The organism is Variovorax saccharolyticus (assembly GCF_030316765.1).
Lineage (GTDB): Bacteria > Pseudomonadota > Gammaproteobacteria > Burkholderiales > Burkholderiaceae_C > Variovorax > Variovorax saccharolyticus.
This window is the reverse complement of record NZ_JASZYT010000011.1, coordinates 47,310-60,141: the sequence shown is the minus strand read 5'-3', so window position 1 is coordinate 60,141 and position 12,832 is coordinate 47,310. Positions and strand designations below refer to the sequence as shown.

Annotated in this window: 16 protein-coding genes; 12 read left to right on the top strand and 4 right to left on the bottom strand. The window is 68.9% G+C overall.

Going from position 1 to position 12,832, the window contains the following annotated elements; all coding sequences use genetic code 11:
- Positions 1-58: 58 nt before the first annotated feature.
- Together QTI45_RS28465 and QTI45_RS28460 are read left to right on the top strand one after the other, a co-directional pair.
- Positions 59-964 (top strand): pirin family protein, encoded by a 906-nt coding sequence (locus QTI45_RS28465; RefSeq protein WP_286372318.1) that lies wholly within the window; start codon positions 59-61, stop codon positions 962-964.
- Between the two features lie 133 nt (positions 965-1,097).
- The gene (locus QTI45_RS28460) at positions 1,098-1,673 is read left to right on the top strand and encodes a Spy/CpxP family protein refolding chaperone (RefSeq protein ID WP_286656738.1); all 576 of its coding nucleotides are present in this window, start codon (positions 1,098-1,100) and stop codon (positions 1,671-1,673) included.
- 67 nt (positions 1,674-1,740) lie between these two features.
- On the opposite strand, the gene QTI45_RS28455 is transcribed toward QTI45_RS28460, so the two are convergent.
- A complete protein-coding gene (locus QTI45_RS28455) occupies positions 1,741-2,175 on the bottom strand; it encodes a serine/threonine protein kinase (RefSeq protein WP_286372320.1) in 435 nt (144 codons plus the stop codon).
- A gap of 228 nt (positions 2,176-2,403) precedes the next feature.
- Here QTI45_RS28455 and QTI45_RS28450 point away from each other — a divergent pair, with 228 nt between their 5' ends.
- The 4 genes from QTI45_RS28450 (at position 2,404) to QTI45_RS28435 (ending at position 6,188) form a co-directional block, all read left to right on the top strand.
- Positions 2,404-3,162: an endonuclease/exonuclease/phosphatase family protein gene (locus QTI45_RS28450; protein ID WP_286372355.1), complete on the top strand. Its 759-nt coding sequence runs from the start codon at positions 2,404-2,406 to the stop codon at positions 3,160-3,162.
- Entirely contained in the window at positions 3,159-4,421 is a 1,263-nt protein-coding gene (clsB, locus tag QTI45_RS28445) for a cardiolipin synthase ClsB (RefSeq protein ID WP_286656737.1), read from the top strand. The genes QTI45_RS28450 and clsB overlap by 4 nt, the downstream gene beginning before the upstream one ends.
- Positions 4,421-5,377 (top strand): lysylphosphatidylglycerol synthase domain-containing protein, encoded by a 957-nt coding sequence (locus QTI45_RS28440; RefSeq protein WP_286372322.1) that lies wholly within the window; start codon positions 4,421-4,423, stop codon positions 5,375-5,377. The genes clsB and QTI45_RS28440 overlap by 1 nt, the downstream gene beginning before the upstream one ends.
- A gap of 91 nt (positions 5,378-5,468) precedes the next feature.
- On the top strand, positions 5,469-6,188 hold the full coding sequence (locus QTI45_RS28435) for a DUF4130 domain-containing protein (RefSeq protein ID WP_286656736.1): 720 nt from the start codon (positions 5,469-5,471) through the stop codon (positions 6,186-6,188).
- On the opposite strand, the gene QTI45_RS28430 is transcribed toward QTI45_RS28435, so the two are convergent.
- Positions 6,130-6,705, bottom strand: a complete 576-nt coding sequence (locus QTI45_RS28430) for an acyloxyacyl hydrolase (RefSeq protein ID WP_286656735.1) — start codon at positions 6,703-6,705, stop codon at positions 6,130-6,132. The two genes, QTI45_RS28435 and QTI45_RS28430, sit on opposite strands and share 59 nt — an antisense overlap.
- 181 nt (positions 6,706-6,886) lie before the next feature.
- On the opposite strand from QTI45_RS28430, the gene QTI45_RS28425 reads away from it, so the two are divergent.
- The 3 genes from QTI45_RS28425 to QTI45_RS28415 all read left to right on the top strand — a co-directional run bounded on the left by QTI45_RS28425 (position 6,887) and on the right by QTI45_RS28415 (position 8,305).
- Positions 6,887-7,384 carry a polyhydroxyalkanoate granule-associated phasin gene (locus QTI45_RS28425; protein WP_286372325.1) on the top strand — a complete coding sequence of 166 codons (498 nt, stop codon included), beginning with the start codon at positions 6,887-6,889 and terminating at the stop codon, positions 7,382-7,384.
- Between the two features lie 79 nt (positions 7,385-7,463).
- A complete protein-coding gene (locus tag QTI45_RS28420; RefSeq protein ID WP_286656734.1) occupies positions 7,464-7,883 on the top strand; it encodes a MerR family transcriptional regulator in 420 nt (139 codons plus the stop codon).
- The gene (locus tag QTI45_RS28415; RefSeq protein WP_286372327.1) at positions 7,880-8,305 is read left to right on the top strand and encodes a PaaI family thioesterase; all 426 of its coding nucleotides are present in this window, start codon (positions 7,880-7,882) and stop codon (positions 8,303-8,305) included. The genes QTI45_RS28420 and QTI45_RS28415 overlap by 4 nt, the downstream gene beginning before the upstream one ends.
- A 3-nt stretch (positions 8,306-8,308) precedes the next feature.
- Here QTI45_RS28415 and QTI45_RS28410 read toward each other — a convergent pair whose 3' ends face one another.
- Complete coding sequence (locus QTI45_RS28410; RefSeq protein WP_286656733.1) at positions 8,309-9,487, bottom strand: metallophosphoesterase; 1,179 nt, start codon at positions 9,485-9,487, stop codon at positions 8,309-8,311.
- A 180-nt stretch (positions 9,488-9,667) separates the two neighbouring features.
- Positions 9,668-10,162 (bottom strand): hypothetical protein, encoded by a 495-nt coding sequence (locus QTI45_RS28405; RefSeq protein ID WP_286372329.1) that lies wholly within the window; start codon positions 10,160-10,162, stop codon positions 9,668-9,670.
- Between the two features lie 248 nt (positions 10,163-10,410).
- On the opposite strand from QTI45_RS28405, the gene QTI45_RS28400 reads away from it, so the two are divergent.
- From QTI45_RS28400 to QTI45_RS28390, 3 genes are all read left to right on the top strand, one after another.
- Positions 10,411-11,646, top strand: coding sequence for an MFS transporter (locus QTI45_RS28400; RefSeq protein WP_286372330.1), 1,236 nt, complete (start codon positions 10,411-10,413; stop codon positions 11,644-11,646).
- 127 nt (positions 11,647-11,773) lie between these two features.
- A complete protein-coding gene (locus tag QTI45_RS28395) occupies positions 11,774-12,235 on the top strand; it encodes a mobile mystery protein A (protein ID WP_286656732.1) in 462 nt (153 codons plus the stop codon).
- On the top strand, positions 12,226-12,816 hold the full coding sequence (locus tag QTI45_RS28390) for a mobile mystery protein B (RefSeq protein WP_286656731.1): 591 nt from the start codon (positions 12,226-12,228) through the stop codon (positions 12,814-12,816). The genes QTI45_RS28395 and QTI45_RS28390 overlap by 10 nt, the downstream gene beginning before the upstream one ends.
- Positions 12,817-12,832 lie beyond the last annotated feature (16 nt).

Below are 12,832 nucleotides of genomic sequence, written 5' to 3'. Positions count from 1 at the left end.
GCGCGGCGCCACAGCCCCACCGTCAGCGCGGTCGGCCTGACCGTGCCACCATGCCGCCATGAGCCACCCCTCCCAAGCCCATCCGTCCCACGCGGTCGAGCCGCTCGCGCTCTCCCAGCCGCGCGGCATCGACCAGATCGTGGCCGGCGTCTCGACCAGCGACGGCGACGGCGTCAAGCTCACGCGCGTGCTGCAACAACCGCTGCAGCAACGGCTCGACCCCTACCTGATGCTCGATGCCTTCGGCAGCGACAACCCGGGCGACTACATCGGCGGCTTTCCGAGCCACCCGCATCGCGGCTTCGAAACCGTGACCTACATGATCTCGGGCCGCATGCGGCACCGCGACAGCGCCGGCCACGAGGGCCTGCTGTCGAACGGCGGCGTGCAATGGATGACCGCCGGCCGAGGGCTGGTGCACAGCGAGCTGCCCGAGCAGGAAGAAGGCCTCATGGAAGGCTTCCAGCTGTGGCTCAACCTGCCTGCCAAGGACAAGATGCGCGAGCCCTGGTACCGCGACATCCAGAGCGCCGAGATTCCCGAGTTCACCACACCCGCCGGCGCGCACGTCCGCGTGATCGCCGGCGCCAGCCACGGCGTGCAGGGCGCGGTGCAGCGCGCCCACACCGAGCCGCTCTACCTCGACATCACGCTGCCGCCCGGCGTCGAGTTCGCGCAGCCGCTGCCGGACGACCGCAACGCGCTGGTCTACGTCTTCCGCGAATCGCTCTACATCGGCAGTGCCGAGATCCCGACCAAGCGCATGGCGATCCTGGCCAACGAAGCGGGCAGCGACGGCATCGTGCTGCGCGCGCCGGCTTCCAACCACAGCCCGGCACGCGCACTGCTGATCGCCGGCAGGCCGCTGCACGAACCGATCGCGCAGTACGGCCCGTTCGTCATGAACACCCGCGAGCAGGTCACGCAGGCGGTGCACGACTTCCAGAACGGCAAGCTGGGCTGATCGGGCGCGCCGGGCCGTTCATTCTTCTTTACCGGCGCTCACCCGGGCCTCACGATCGCGATACATCGCGGCGCCAGACTTCCTCTCACCTGCTGCCCATCGGCGGCGGGCTTCTTCGAAAGGAAGCACTCTCATGATCCCGTCTCGCAAAAGCCTTCTCTGGGCCGGCCTGCTCGCCTCGGCCACCTTCGCCTCGTCGGGTGCCTTCGCGCAGGCGCCGCTGACGGCGCCCCCGCCGGCCGCCGCCGCGGCCCAGCCCGGCGCCCAGGCGCCCGCCAAGCCGCAGCACCCGCGTGCGGACCGCGCCGAGCGCGCCGAGCGCATGCAGGCCCATCGCACGCAGCGCCTGGCCGCCCTCAAGGAAAAGCTCAAGCTCACGCCGGCCCAGGAAAGCGCCTGGAGCAGCTTCACCACCGCGCAGCAGCCGCCGGCCCGACCGGATGCGGCCCAGCGTGAAGCCCGACGGGCCGAATTCGCCAAGCTGACCACGCCGCAGCGTCTGGATCGCATGCAGGCGCGCCAGGCCGAGCGCAGCGCCATGTTCGCCAAGCGCGCCGATGCCACGCGCAGCTTCTACGCGGCGCTGACGCCGGAGCAGCAGAAGACCTTCGACGCCGAATCGATGGCGCGCTTCGGCCAGCGCGGTCATGGCGGACACGGCGGCCCTGGCGGTCACCACCACGGCGGCCAGCCCCCCGCCAGGAGTTGAGGCGCCCTGCAACAAAAAAGCCCCCGACGCCCAGGTGTCGGGGGCTTTTTCCATGAGGGCGCAGAGCCTACTGCGGCGTACCGGTCTTGTCGGTCGGGTTGGTCGGCACCTCCGGCCGCTCGCCCTTGGCACCGAAGCGCGGCTTCACCTTGCGCGCCGTCTGGCTGACCTCGGCGCGCGACATTTCGCCGCTCGGCTGCGGCATGGCGTTCGGCTGGTGGTTCACCGTGGTCGTCGCCTCGCCCTTGGGGACGTTGTTGTTGGCGTTGTTGCGGTTGTGGATGCGCGCTTCCGACTTGACCATGTCGCGCGACGCCGGATTGCTGCCGTCGGGCCGCTGGGTCGGGTTGCCTACGCCGGCCGGCGTCTTGGTGCTGGCCTGCCCGGCCACCGAGGGATCGGGCTGGGCGGGCATCGCGGTGGTGCCCTGGGCCGTGGCGAGGCCCGCCATGCCCATCAGGCCGGCGAGCAGGGCAGAGGTGGCGAGGATTCGTTGCTTCATGATGGCTCCTGTCTCTGGGTTCATTGAAAAAAGCGAGCCTTTGCCTCAAGCTCTGAATCCACCGTAGGAGGCCGGGAACGGCGTCGATGTGGGGTTCGGGCCGGGCTGCCTGTAGGAGCCGCACGCCCCTGTACGCAGGCCGGCGCATGAGGTGGCGCGTTCCTACAGCCAAGGCGTGCCGGCCGGCTTACAACCTTCTTCGTGAAGCCTTCCTCCCACTCGACCGCCATGGCCGCCCCGCCGACCTCGCTCAAGGTCATGACCGTGAACACCCACAAGGGCTTCACGGCGCTGAACCGCCGGTTCATCCTGCCGGAGCTGCGCGAGGCGGTGCGCACGGTGGGTGCCGACGTGGTGTTCCTGCAGGAAGTGCTGGGCACCCACTCGCGCCATTCGCGCAAGATCGACAACTGGCCGGAAGCGCCGCACTACGAATTCCTGGCCGACACCATGTGGCCCCAGTTCGCCTACGGCCGCAACGCGGTGTATCCCAGGGGGCACCATGGCAACGCGGTGCTGTCCAAGTTCCCGATCGTCCACTACCGAAACCACGACGTCTCGATCGTCGGCCCGGAGAAGCGGGGCCTGCTGCACTGCGTGCTGCGCCTGCCGGCGCGCACCATCGACGTCCACGTGATCTGCGCCCACCTGGGCCTCGCGGAGGCGCATCGCCTGCAGCAGCTCGAACTGCTGTGCCACATCGTGCGCGACGAAGTGCCCGCGGATGCGCCGCTGATCGTCGCCGGCGACTTCAACGACTGGCGCGGCCGCGCCCACGAGATCCTCGAGCAGGGCGCGGCGCTGCGCGAAGTCTTCGTGCAGGCCAACGGCAGTGCTGCGCGGACCTTTCCGTCGCGCTTCCCGATGTTGCCGCTGGATCGCATCTACGTGCGCAACGCAGGCGTGCATTCGCCGGTGGTGCTGCCGCGCAAGCCCTGGTCGCACCTTTCCGACCATGCGCCGCTGGTGGCGGAGATCTCGCTGTGAGCGGCTACACATCGGACAACGCGAACGGCGGCCGGCGCTGGACCGACGGCAACCGCGTCGAACTGCTCGAGAACGGCGAGCAGTTCTTCCCGCGCGTGTTCGACGCCATCCGCGAGGCCCGGCGCGAGGTCATCGTCGAGACCTTCATCCTGTTCGAGGACAAGGTCGGCGAGCAGCTGCATGCGGCACTGTGCGAGGCGGGCCGACGCGGCCTGAAGGTCGACCTCCTGATCGACGGCTTCGGTTCGCCCTCGCTGTCGCCCGAGTTCATCTCGGGACTGACCTCCGCCGGCGTCAAGGTGCGGGTGTTCGATCCCGGCAAGCGCTTCTTCGGCCAGCGGCTCAACGTGTTCCGGCGCATGCACCGCAAGATCGTGGTGGTCGACGGCGCACTCGCCTTCGTCGGCGGCATTAACTACTCGGCCGACCACCTGCTCGACTTCGGCCCCCAGGCCAAGCAGGACTTCGCGGTGGCGCTGACCGGGCCGATCGTCTCGGAGATCCACCGCTTCGTGCTGCATGCGATCGCGGTCAGCGGCGGCAAGGGCGCGAGCTGGTTCCGGCGCCGCATCAAGGAGGGCGCGAGCGAAGCCAACCCGCCGGCCGGCAGCGCACAGGTGCAGTTCGTGACCCGCGACAACCGGCGCCACACCAACGACATCGAACGCCACTACCTGGCCGCCATCCGCAGTGCCCGGCAACGCGTGGTGATCGCCAACGCCTACTTCTTCCCGGGCTACCGGCTGATCAAGGCCATGCGGCGGGCGGCACGGCGCGGCGTCGATGTGCGCCTGATCCTGCAGGGCGAGCCCGACATGCCGATCGTCAAGGTGGCGGCGAGCATGCTCTACCACCACCTGCTGCATGCCGGCGTGCGGATCTACGAATACTGCGAGCGCCCGCTGCACGGCAAGGTGGCGCTGGCGGACGACCAATGGAGCACCGTCGGCTCGAGCAACCTCGACCCGCTGAGCCTGTCGCTGAACCTCGAGGCCAACGTCATCGTGCGCGACAAGGCCTTCAACCAGACGCTGTGGGAGCGGCTCGACGCCCTGATGCAGCACAGCTGCAAGCGCATCGAGGCGTCCGACCTGAGCGAATGGAGCAGCTGGCGGCTGGTGCGCAGCTTCTTCATCTTTCACCTGCTGCGCTGGTATCCCTCGTGGGTCGGCTGGCTGCCGCGCCACGCGCCCAAGCTCGAGCCGCTCGACACGCCCAAACCCCAGGGCGGCGGCGCGACGCAAACGGACGCCGCGTGATGGCCCGCGCCACCGGCGGCTGGGCCCTGGCGAAGCGCGCGGCCGCATGGCTGTTCTTCGCACTGGTGCTGGTGCTGGTCGTGCGGCAGGCCCGCACGATCGACTGGAGCGAGGTGCTGGATTCGCTGCGCGCCATTCCGCTCCAGGCGCTGCTGGCGGCCGCCGCACTCGCCGCCGGCAGCCACCTGCTCTACAGCACCTTCGACCTGCTGGGCCGCCGCATGACCGGACACCGGCTCGGCAGCGCGGTCGTGATGCGCGTCACCTTCATCAGCTACGCCTTCAATCTCAATCTGGGCGCCCTGGTCGGCGGCGTCGCCTTCAGGTATCGCCTCTATTCGCGCCTGGGCCTGGACAACCTGACGATCACGCGCGTGCTCGGCTTCAGCATGCTGACCAACTGGCTCGGCTACCTAGTGCTCGCCGGTGCCGTCTTCTGCTTCTTCCCGATGCAGCTTCCACCCGACTGGAAGATGGACGGCGAGGGACTGCGCATCCTCGGCGCGGTGCTGCTGGCCGCGGGCGTCGCCTACCTCGGGCTGTGCGCGATCGCGCGCCAGCACACCTGGCAGATCCGCGGCCATGAACTGGACACGCCCTCGCTGCGCATGGCCTGGCTCCAGCTCGCGATGTCGATGCTCAACTGGTCGCTGATCGGCGGCGTGATCTGGCTGCTGCTGCAGCGCCAGCTCCCCTATCCCGAGGTGCTGGCCGTGATGCTGGTCGCCGCCGTCGCCGGCGTCATCACCCATGTGCCGGGCGGACTGGGCGTGCTCGAGGCCGTGTTCCTGGCGCTGCTCGGCCACCGGCTGCCGCAGGGCACGCTCCTGGGCGCGCTGCTGGCCTACCGGGCCCTCTACTACCTCCTGCCGCTGCTGATCGCAGCGATGGCCTACGTGGCCACCGAGCTTCGCGCCAGGAGGCTTCGGGACGGCCGGCTGTCCGCCTCGCGCTGACCTGGCCGGCACGGCCACGCCAGCGAAGGCCTCTGCGCTTTACGCCTGAACGCCTACAGGCGATGCACCGGGCCGCGCCTAGCGTCGGCTCATGGCCCTGCACACCATCACCCTCGCGGGCGAGACCGATTCACCCGGCTTCCGGCGCGGCGCACGGTCGCTGCTGTCGGCACTCGTGGCGCCGGAAGAGGTGAGCTGGGTCATCGACCGCAAGGCGGCGACGGAGCGCTTCTCCAGGGCCGGCGATGCCGCCGTAGCACGCGGCTCCGCCCCTGCCGGCATCACCCACCCGCTGGTGCCGCGCTCGTTCATGTCGCTCTGCGAGACGGTGATCCTGCACAGTGCGCCGCTGCGATTCGGCCTGCTCTATCGCCTGCTGTGGCGGCTGGTCCATGAGCCGGGCCTGCAGCGCAATCCGCTCGATGCCGACCGCGTGCAGGCGCTCCACATGGCCCAGGCGGTGCGCCGCGACATGCACAAGATGAAGGCGCTCATCCATTTCAGCGTCGTCGACGAAGCGCCGGGCATCGACGCCCTGCACCTGGCCTGGTTCGACCCCGACCATCACATCGTCGAGGCGGTGGCGCCTTTCTTCGCGCGCCGCCTGGCGCCGCTGCGGTGGGCGATCCTGACCCCCGAGCTGAGCGTGCGCTGGGACGGGCATCTGCTCGAGTTCGGGCCCGGCACGCCCCGCGCCGCCACGCTGGACGGCTATCGGGGAATCTTCGGTACGCCGCCCGCGCGAACCGCACTCAGAAGCGATAGAGGTAGCGAAGCCGCACGAAGTTCTCGCCCGGATTCGGCTCCTTGATGCCGGCGTTCGAGAAATGCTGCAGCCACAGCGACAGCTCGTGCTCGCCCTGCAAGCCGAAGCTGCGCCCGAGCCCGATCTGCTCGGTGAACTGGAAGGTGGTGCTGAACTCCCGTCCGGACGTGCGGTAGAGGCTGTCCATCACCGTGCCGCCCACGCCGGCTTCGACGAACCAGGGCGAGGCGCCCTGGTCGAAGCGGTAGCGCCAGTTGGCGATCACGCCAAGCTGGGTGTAGCTGCTCCAGTCCGCACCGTCGGGATTGGGCGCCCGCCACTGGCTGAGGAAGAAATCCCAGTAGAACGACAGTGCACGCGGCTGGACCGGCTGTTCGCCGTGACTCCAGGGCAACACCACGCCCAGGGTGAACGATTCGGCATCTCCGCGGCTTCGTGCCGTGGCACCCAGGTCGATGTAGGCACCCGGTGCACCGTCCATGCCGGCGGCCGCAGCGCCCACGAACAGAGACAGGCATCCTGCGAACAGCAGCATCTTGGCGAGGCGTGACTTGTAGTTCATTCGTCTTCACACGCGTTGCGATTGGCAATGTAACAAGCATGGCAAGACTTGTGTGCCTCGGTCGTTGTCGATTCCGCCGAGCTCCGAGTAGGACGGCGCCCCCAAAGTATTGTTGCAGTGCAGCAAAAGTGGCGTTGGAGGTCTATAGTCGGGTTGGCTCCTCGCACAAACCAGACTCCCCATGACCCCCAGCCTCTCCTCCCCGCGCTTCTTCAATCCGCTCATGCTGTGGGTCGACGTGGCCTTGAAGACGCAGGAGATGCTGCTGTCGGCCGGATCGGTGATCCAGCTGCGCACCGAGCGCATGGCAAAGGCCGGCCTCTCGCCCAACGACGTCGACATGGCCGAATTCCAGCTCATGAGCCACGAGAAGCTGGCGGCGGTCAGCGAATCCGGCGTTGCCATGGCGAACCAGTTGCACACCACGCAGTTCGCGCTCGTGAACCGGGCGGTGAAGCACTGGCTGGGCAGTGGCGTGGCCCTGTTCTCGCTCGCCACCAGCACCACCCCGGCGCAAGCGGTCGGCCATGCCGAAGCCTTCGGCAGCGCCGCCACGCGCTCGGCCGAAGCGGTGAGCCAGCTGTCCAGCGCGAGCGCGCGCATCGTCCAGCGCGGACTCAAGCCGATCCACGCGAAGACCACGTCGAACGCCCGCCGGCTGTCCGCCGGGCAGGACTGACAAGGCACTCGCCCGCGGCAGCGAATTAATTTCCGCTGCCCGAAGCTTCGTGCAGCGCGAGGCTTGCTAGCCTTGGCGCATGCGGATCTCCGAGCTTGCCCGCCGCACCGGCGTCACGGTGCATGCGCTGCGCCACTACGAGCGCCTGGGGCTGCTGCAGCCCGCGCGTACCGCCTCCGGGTACCGCGACTATCCCGAATCGATGCGCCGCGAGGTCGTCTTCATCGCGATGTCGCGCCGGATCGGCTTCTCGCTCCAGGCCATCGCCGACCTGCTGCCGGCCTATCGCACCGGGCGGCTCGCGATCGCGACCATGACCGACGCCCTGCAGCAGCGCGCCGCCGCGCTCGAGCGCCAGATTGCCGAGCTGCAGGCCCAGCACCAGCAGGTCATCGAACACGTCTCCTGGCTGCGCGAGCAGGAGCGCAAGCCGAAACGCGCTCCTGCCCGACCCGCCTCACCCTGGCCGAAGACGGCCGCCCGAAAGGACCGCAAATGACCGCTTCCCACCTGCAGCAACTGGAACGGACCGTGCTCGCGATGCCGATGGCGCGCACGCTGGGCCTGCGCTTCACGCGCCTGGAACCGGGCCGGGTCGAGCTCGAGATCCCGATCACCGAGCCGTTCACCTTCAGGCCCGGCCAGCTCCAGGCCACGCCGGTTTTCGCGGCAGCCGATTTCGCCGCGGTCGGCGCGGCCGGCAGCGTGCTGCCCGAGGGCTGGGTCAACGCCACCGTCGACGCCACGCTGAAACTGGTGGCGCCCGCCACCGGGGCTGCCCTGCGCGCCCGCGGGCGCGTGGTCAGCGCGGGCAAGCTGCTCACGGTGTGCGCCGCGGACGTGTTCGCGATCGACGCCGACGGCAACGAGACCCTGTGCGCCACCTTGCTCGGCAGCGCGCGCAACATCAAGCCCGCCTGAGGCTCATTCGCGCATCAGCCGCAGCAGGGTGATCTCGGAGGGCGCCCCGAAGCGCTTCGGCGGACCCCAGTAGCCGGTGCCCCGGCTGGTGTAGACCCACATCTCGCGCAGCTTGTGCAGGCCGGCCGTGAAGGGCTGCTGCAGCGGCACGAACAGGTTCCACGGGAAGAACTGGCCGCCATGCGTATGGCCCGAGAGCTGGAGGTGATAGCCCGCGTCGGCTGCCTCCGCCGCACTGCGCGGCTGGTGCGCCAGCAGCACCCGCGTATGCACCAGCGGCGGCGCATCGGCCAGCGCCCGATGCGGGTCGCTGGCGTGCGCCGCATCGAAATGCCCGGCGGTGTAGTCGGTCACGCCGGCCACCAGCAGCGCGCTTTCGAGCACCTCCTCGTCGGTCTGTGCACCCTTCACGTTGCGCGTCTGCAGCACCACGTGCTCGTTGAGCAGCACACGCAGGCCGAGCCGGCGCAGTTCCTCGATCCAGGCGTGGGCGCCGGCGTAGTACTCGTGGTTGCCGGTCACCACGAAGGTGCCATGCCGCGCCTTGAGCTGCTGCAGCGGCGCGATGTGCTCGCGCAGCTCGGCCACCGTGCCGTCGACCAGGTCGCCCGTGATCGCGATCATGTCGGCGCCCAGCACATTGACCGCGTCGACCATGCGCTGGATGTAGCCGCGCTTGATGGTCGGCCCGACGTGGATGTCGCTCAGCTGCGCGATCGTGAAACCGCTCAGCGCCGAGGGCAGGTCGCGGATCGGCACGTCGACCCGCACCACGCCGGCGGTACGGCGCGCGTTGAGCAGGCCGATCAGCGAGGTCGCGGTCGCCACCGCCGGCACGCCGGCGGCGCTCAGCAAGCGCCAGCGCGCCCAGTCGACGGTAGCGCCCGACGCCGAGGTCCCGATCCAGGCCAGCAGCAGGCCGGCATCGCGCACCAGCGTGAGCACCAGCATCGACGAGAACCAGCCCATGCTGATGAGCCCGATCCATTTCCAGACATCGGCAACCTGGCGTGTCCCGGAGCGCATGCCGATGAAGGGCAGGGGCATGGTGAGCGCCGACACGAGCAGCGCTAGCCCCAGCAGCGGCAACGCGAACGGCAGGCCCGCCAACGCGGGCAGCAGGCGCAGCCCGATGTAGGCGTGCAGCAGCGTGGTGAGAAAGATGAGGGGGCGAAGCGGCATCGGGGCCTAGGAAGACGGGCTGCGCCCGGACACACCATGTGCGAGCAACACCACCCACATTCAAGGTGCGTGCCATGCAAAGGCAACCGGGGATTTTCCCACGCCCGATCTGGCGCCGTCTTCAGCGAACTCTCAAAAAAAGAACCGAGGGCAGCCTGGGTGCACCCGGAAAGTGCAGTCTCAGCGGCCGGTCTGCACCGCAGCCTGCTGTTCGGGCCGCGGCAAGCCCATCGCCGACGCGAAATCGACGTTCGACGGCCAGACGAACTGGGCCTTCGAGCTCGTCCCGTTGAACACCGTCAGCGACTGCTGCAGCGTGATGCCGCCCAGCGTGGCCTCGACCTCGTAGGCGCCGGGATCGAGCCGGGCAAGCATGAACGGCGATCCGGTGGCTGCCTCCATGACCAGGCGGCCCGAATAGCGGTCGCGCACCACCACGCTCACATCGCCCGGGAACTGGCCCGGCCGGCCACGGCTGACCGCGAATTCGAGGGTGGCAGCCCAGCGTGGCGCCACGGTCTGCATGAACGCCGCTTCGGCGCTGCTCTTGCCGCCGCACATGTACTCGATGCCCTGGGCCATCCGGATCGGCGGATTGGTGAGCGCCTGCGCCGAAGTGAAGATGCCGAAGATCGCCAGGGCCGCGGCGGGCCGCCAAAACCGGGTCGGGTTCATTGCTGTGCTGTCCTTGCTCGAAAGTGGCGACGTATCGCCGGCAATTCTGCTTAGCAAGAGTCGGGCTAGGAATAGCGTTTACGCGAAGTGGCATGGGCGCGACGACCGTGGAACGGAAAGCGCATGAGCAACGACGGTTTTCATTGTTGGCGAAGCGGAAATAGAGATGTTCCGCAGGGCGGCTCCGAGCCCGCCCCGGCGCCGCCAGACTCGAGCCCCTCGCAACAGCAACCCCTGTGGATCGCCACATGAACGCACCCTGCTCCCCCTGCGTCGAGGCACTGGCCGACGCCGGCCACCCCACCTCCCGCGCCACCTGGCTCGGTGTCGGCTCCATCGCGGTCGGCACCTTCGCGATGGTCACGACCGAATTCCTGCCGATCGGCCTCTTGACCGACATCGGCGCCGGACTTCAGGTCAGCGACGGCACGGCCGGCCTGATGGTCACCATGCCCGGTGTGCTGGCCGCCTTCGCCGGGCCGGCGCTGATCGTCGCCTCCGGCCGCCTCGACCGCCGCACCGTCATGGTGACGCTCACCGCCATGCTCGTGGCGTCGAACCTGCTGGCCGCCTTCGCGCCCAATTTCGGCACGATGCTGGTGGCCCGCCTGCTGCTGGGCCTTTGCATCGGCGGCTTCTGGACCTTCGCGCCGACCGCCGCCACGCAGCTGGTGGCACCGGCCTCCCGGGCCCGGGCGATGTCGCTGGTGCTGGCAGGCGTCTCGGCGGCGACCGTGCTGGGCGTGCCGGCGGGCGCCCTGGTCGGCACGCTGGCAGGCTGGCGCGCCGCCTTCGGACTGACCGGCGCGCTGGCGGTGATCGTGCTGGCGATCCAAGTCTGGCTGCTGCCCGCGATGCCGCCGGCGCGCGCGATCAGGCCGCGCGACCTGCTGACGCCGCTGACCCGGCGCATGGCGCAGGTCGGTCTGCTGGCCGTGCTGTTCCTGGTGGCGGGGCACTTCGCTGCCTACACCTATCTCAAGCCCTTGCTGCAACAGGTCTTCGGGCTCGGCTCGGGCGCGGTCACGGCGCTGCTGCTGGCCTATGGCGCGGTCGGCTTCGCGGGCACCTTCATCGGCGGCAGCCTCGTTGCGCGCAGCGTGCGCGCCGCCACCCTGCTGGCGGCCGTGCTGCTGGCGAGCGCGCTGCTGCTGTCGACGCTGGTCGGCAGCGGCTTCATCGCCGGCGCCGTGGTGGTGGTCGCCTGGGGCCTCGCCTTCGGCATGATCCCGGTCGCCTTGACCGGCTGGATGATGGAGGCCGTTCCCGATGCCCCCGAGGCCGGCCAGGCCCTGCTGGTGAGCGGATTCCAGGTGGCGATCGCCACCGGCGCCCTGCTGGGCGGCCTGGCGGTCGACGGCTGGGGCATCTCGACCGCGATGCTGCTGAGCGGCGCGCTGGTGCTGGTGGCCGCGGTGATCGTGGGTGGGCTCGGACGAGCGCCCGGCCGGGCCGCGCTGGCGGCCTCGACCGAAGGCGGCTGAGCGCCGCCGCTCGGCCATCAGGAGCCAATGTATTTCACGTTGCTTCCTGATGGGGAAGCATATCATTTCAATTTGCTGCATCATAGGCTATCATTGAGCCACTTCATATAAGCCTATGAGCTAGCAAATGTCCTCTGAGCTCGGCCAGCTTCGACTTGAGCAACTGCAAGCCACCGTGTCCACCTACGCTGACATGGCGAAACGACCTCGGCCGTCGCGCGGCTGGCTGAAACTGATCAGAGAAGCGCTGGGGCGCACGGAACGTCAACAAGCCCAACGCCTGGGCATCTCGGGGCCGACGCTGCACAAGTCCGAGCAGTCGGAAGCGGACGACCGAATCACGCTTGGCCAATTGCGCAAGCTCGCAGACGGACTCGAATGCGAGCTGGTCTACTCCCTGGTGCCCCGTCGCCCACTGACAGACATGGTCCAGGACCGCGCCCGCGCCATCGCCATCGAAGAAGTCGGCGCAGTGGCCCACACCATGAGCCTCGAGGACCAGCGCCCCGCCGCAGAGCGACTTCGCAAGCAGGTGGAACGCAGGACCGCGGAATTGCTGCGCGGGCGCTGGTCGGACCTATGGCGATAGATCTCGACGAGCAGGATGGCCAGACACCCCTGGACCCGGATGAGAAGGCTGGGCTCATCCCGGACCACCTAGCCACGAAGAGCGAACTGAACGACTGGGAGCAGGAGAACATCCTGAGCGCCGTGCGTTGGCTGAAGCGAGCGCGTTCGCCGGACGTGCTCAGCGAGGGCTTCTGCCGGGGGTTGCATCAACAAATGTTCGGCAAGACCTGGGCGTGGGCCGGCACCTTCCGCCGCTCAGACAAGAACATCGGCTGCGAATGGACTCAAGTTGCGGTGCGACTCAAGGACCTGTTCGACAACACGCGCTGGTGGGTCGACAACGCCACGTTTCCACCCGACGAGATCGCGGCGCGCTGTCACCGTGACCTCGTCTGGATTCACCCGTTCCCCAATGGCAACGGGCGACACGCACGCATGATGGCCGACGCGCTGCTGCGCAGCCTTGGCCAGCCTGCGTTCTCCTGGGGAGGCGGCGGCGACCTCGTGGCCGCCAACCATGCGCGCTCGCAATACTTGGCCGCCCTGCGTGCCGCAGACCAGGGTGACCATCGCCTGCTGCTCGCCTTTGTCCGCAGCTGAACTTCGCCGAGGCTCG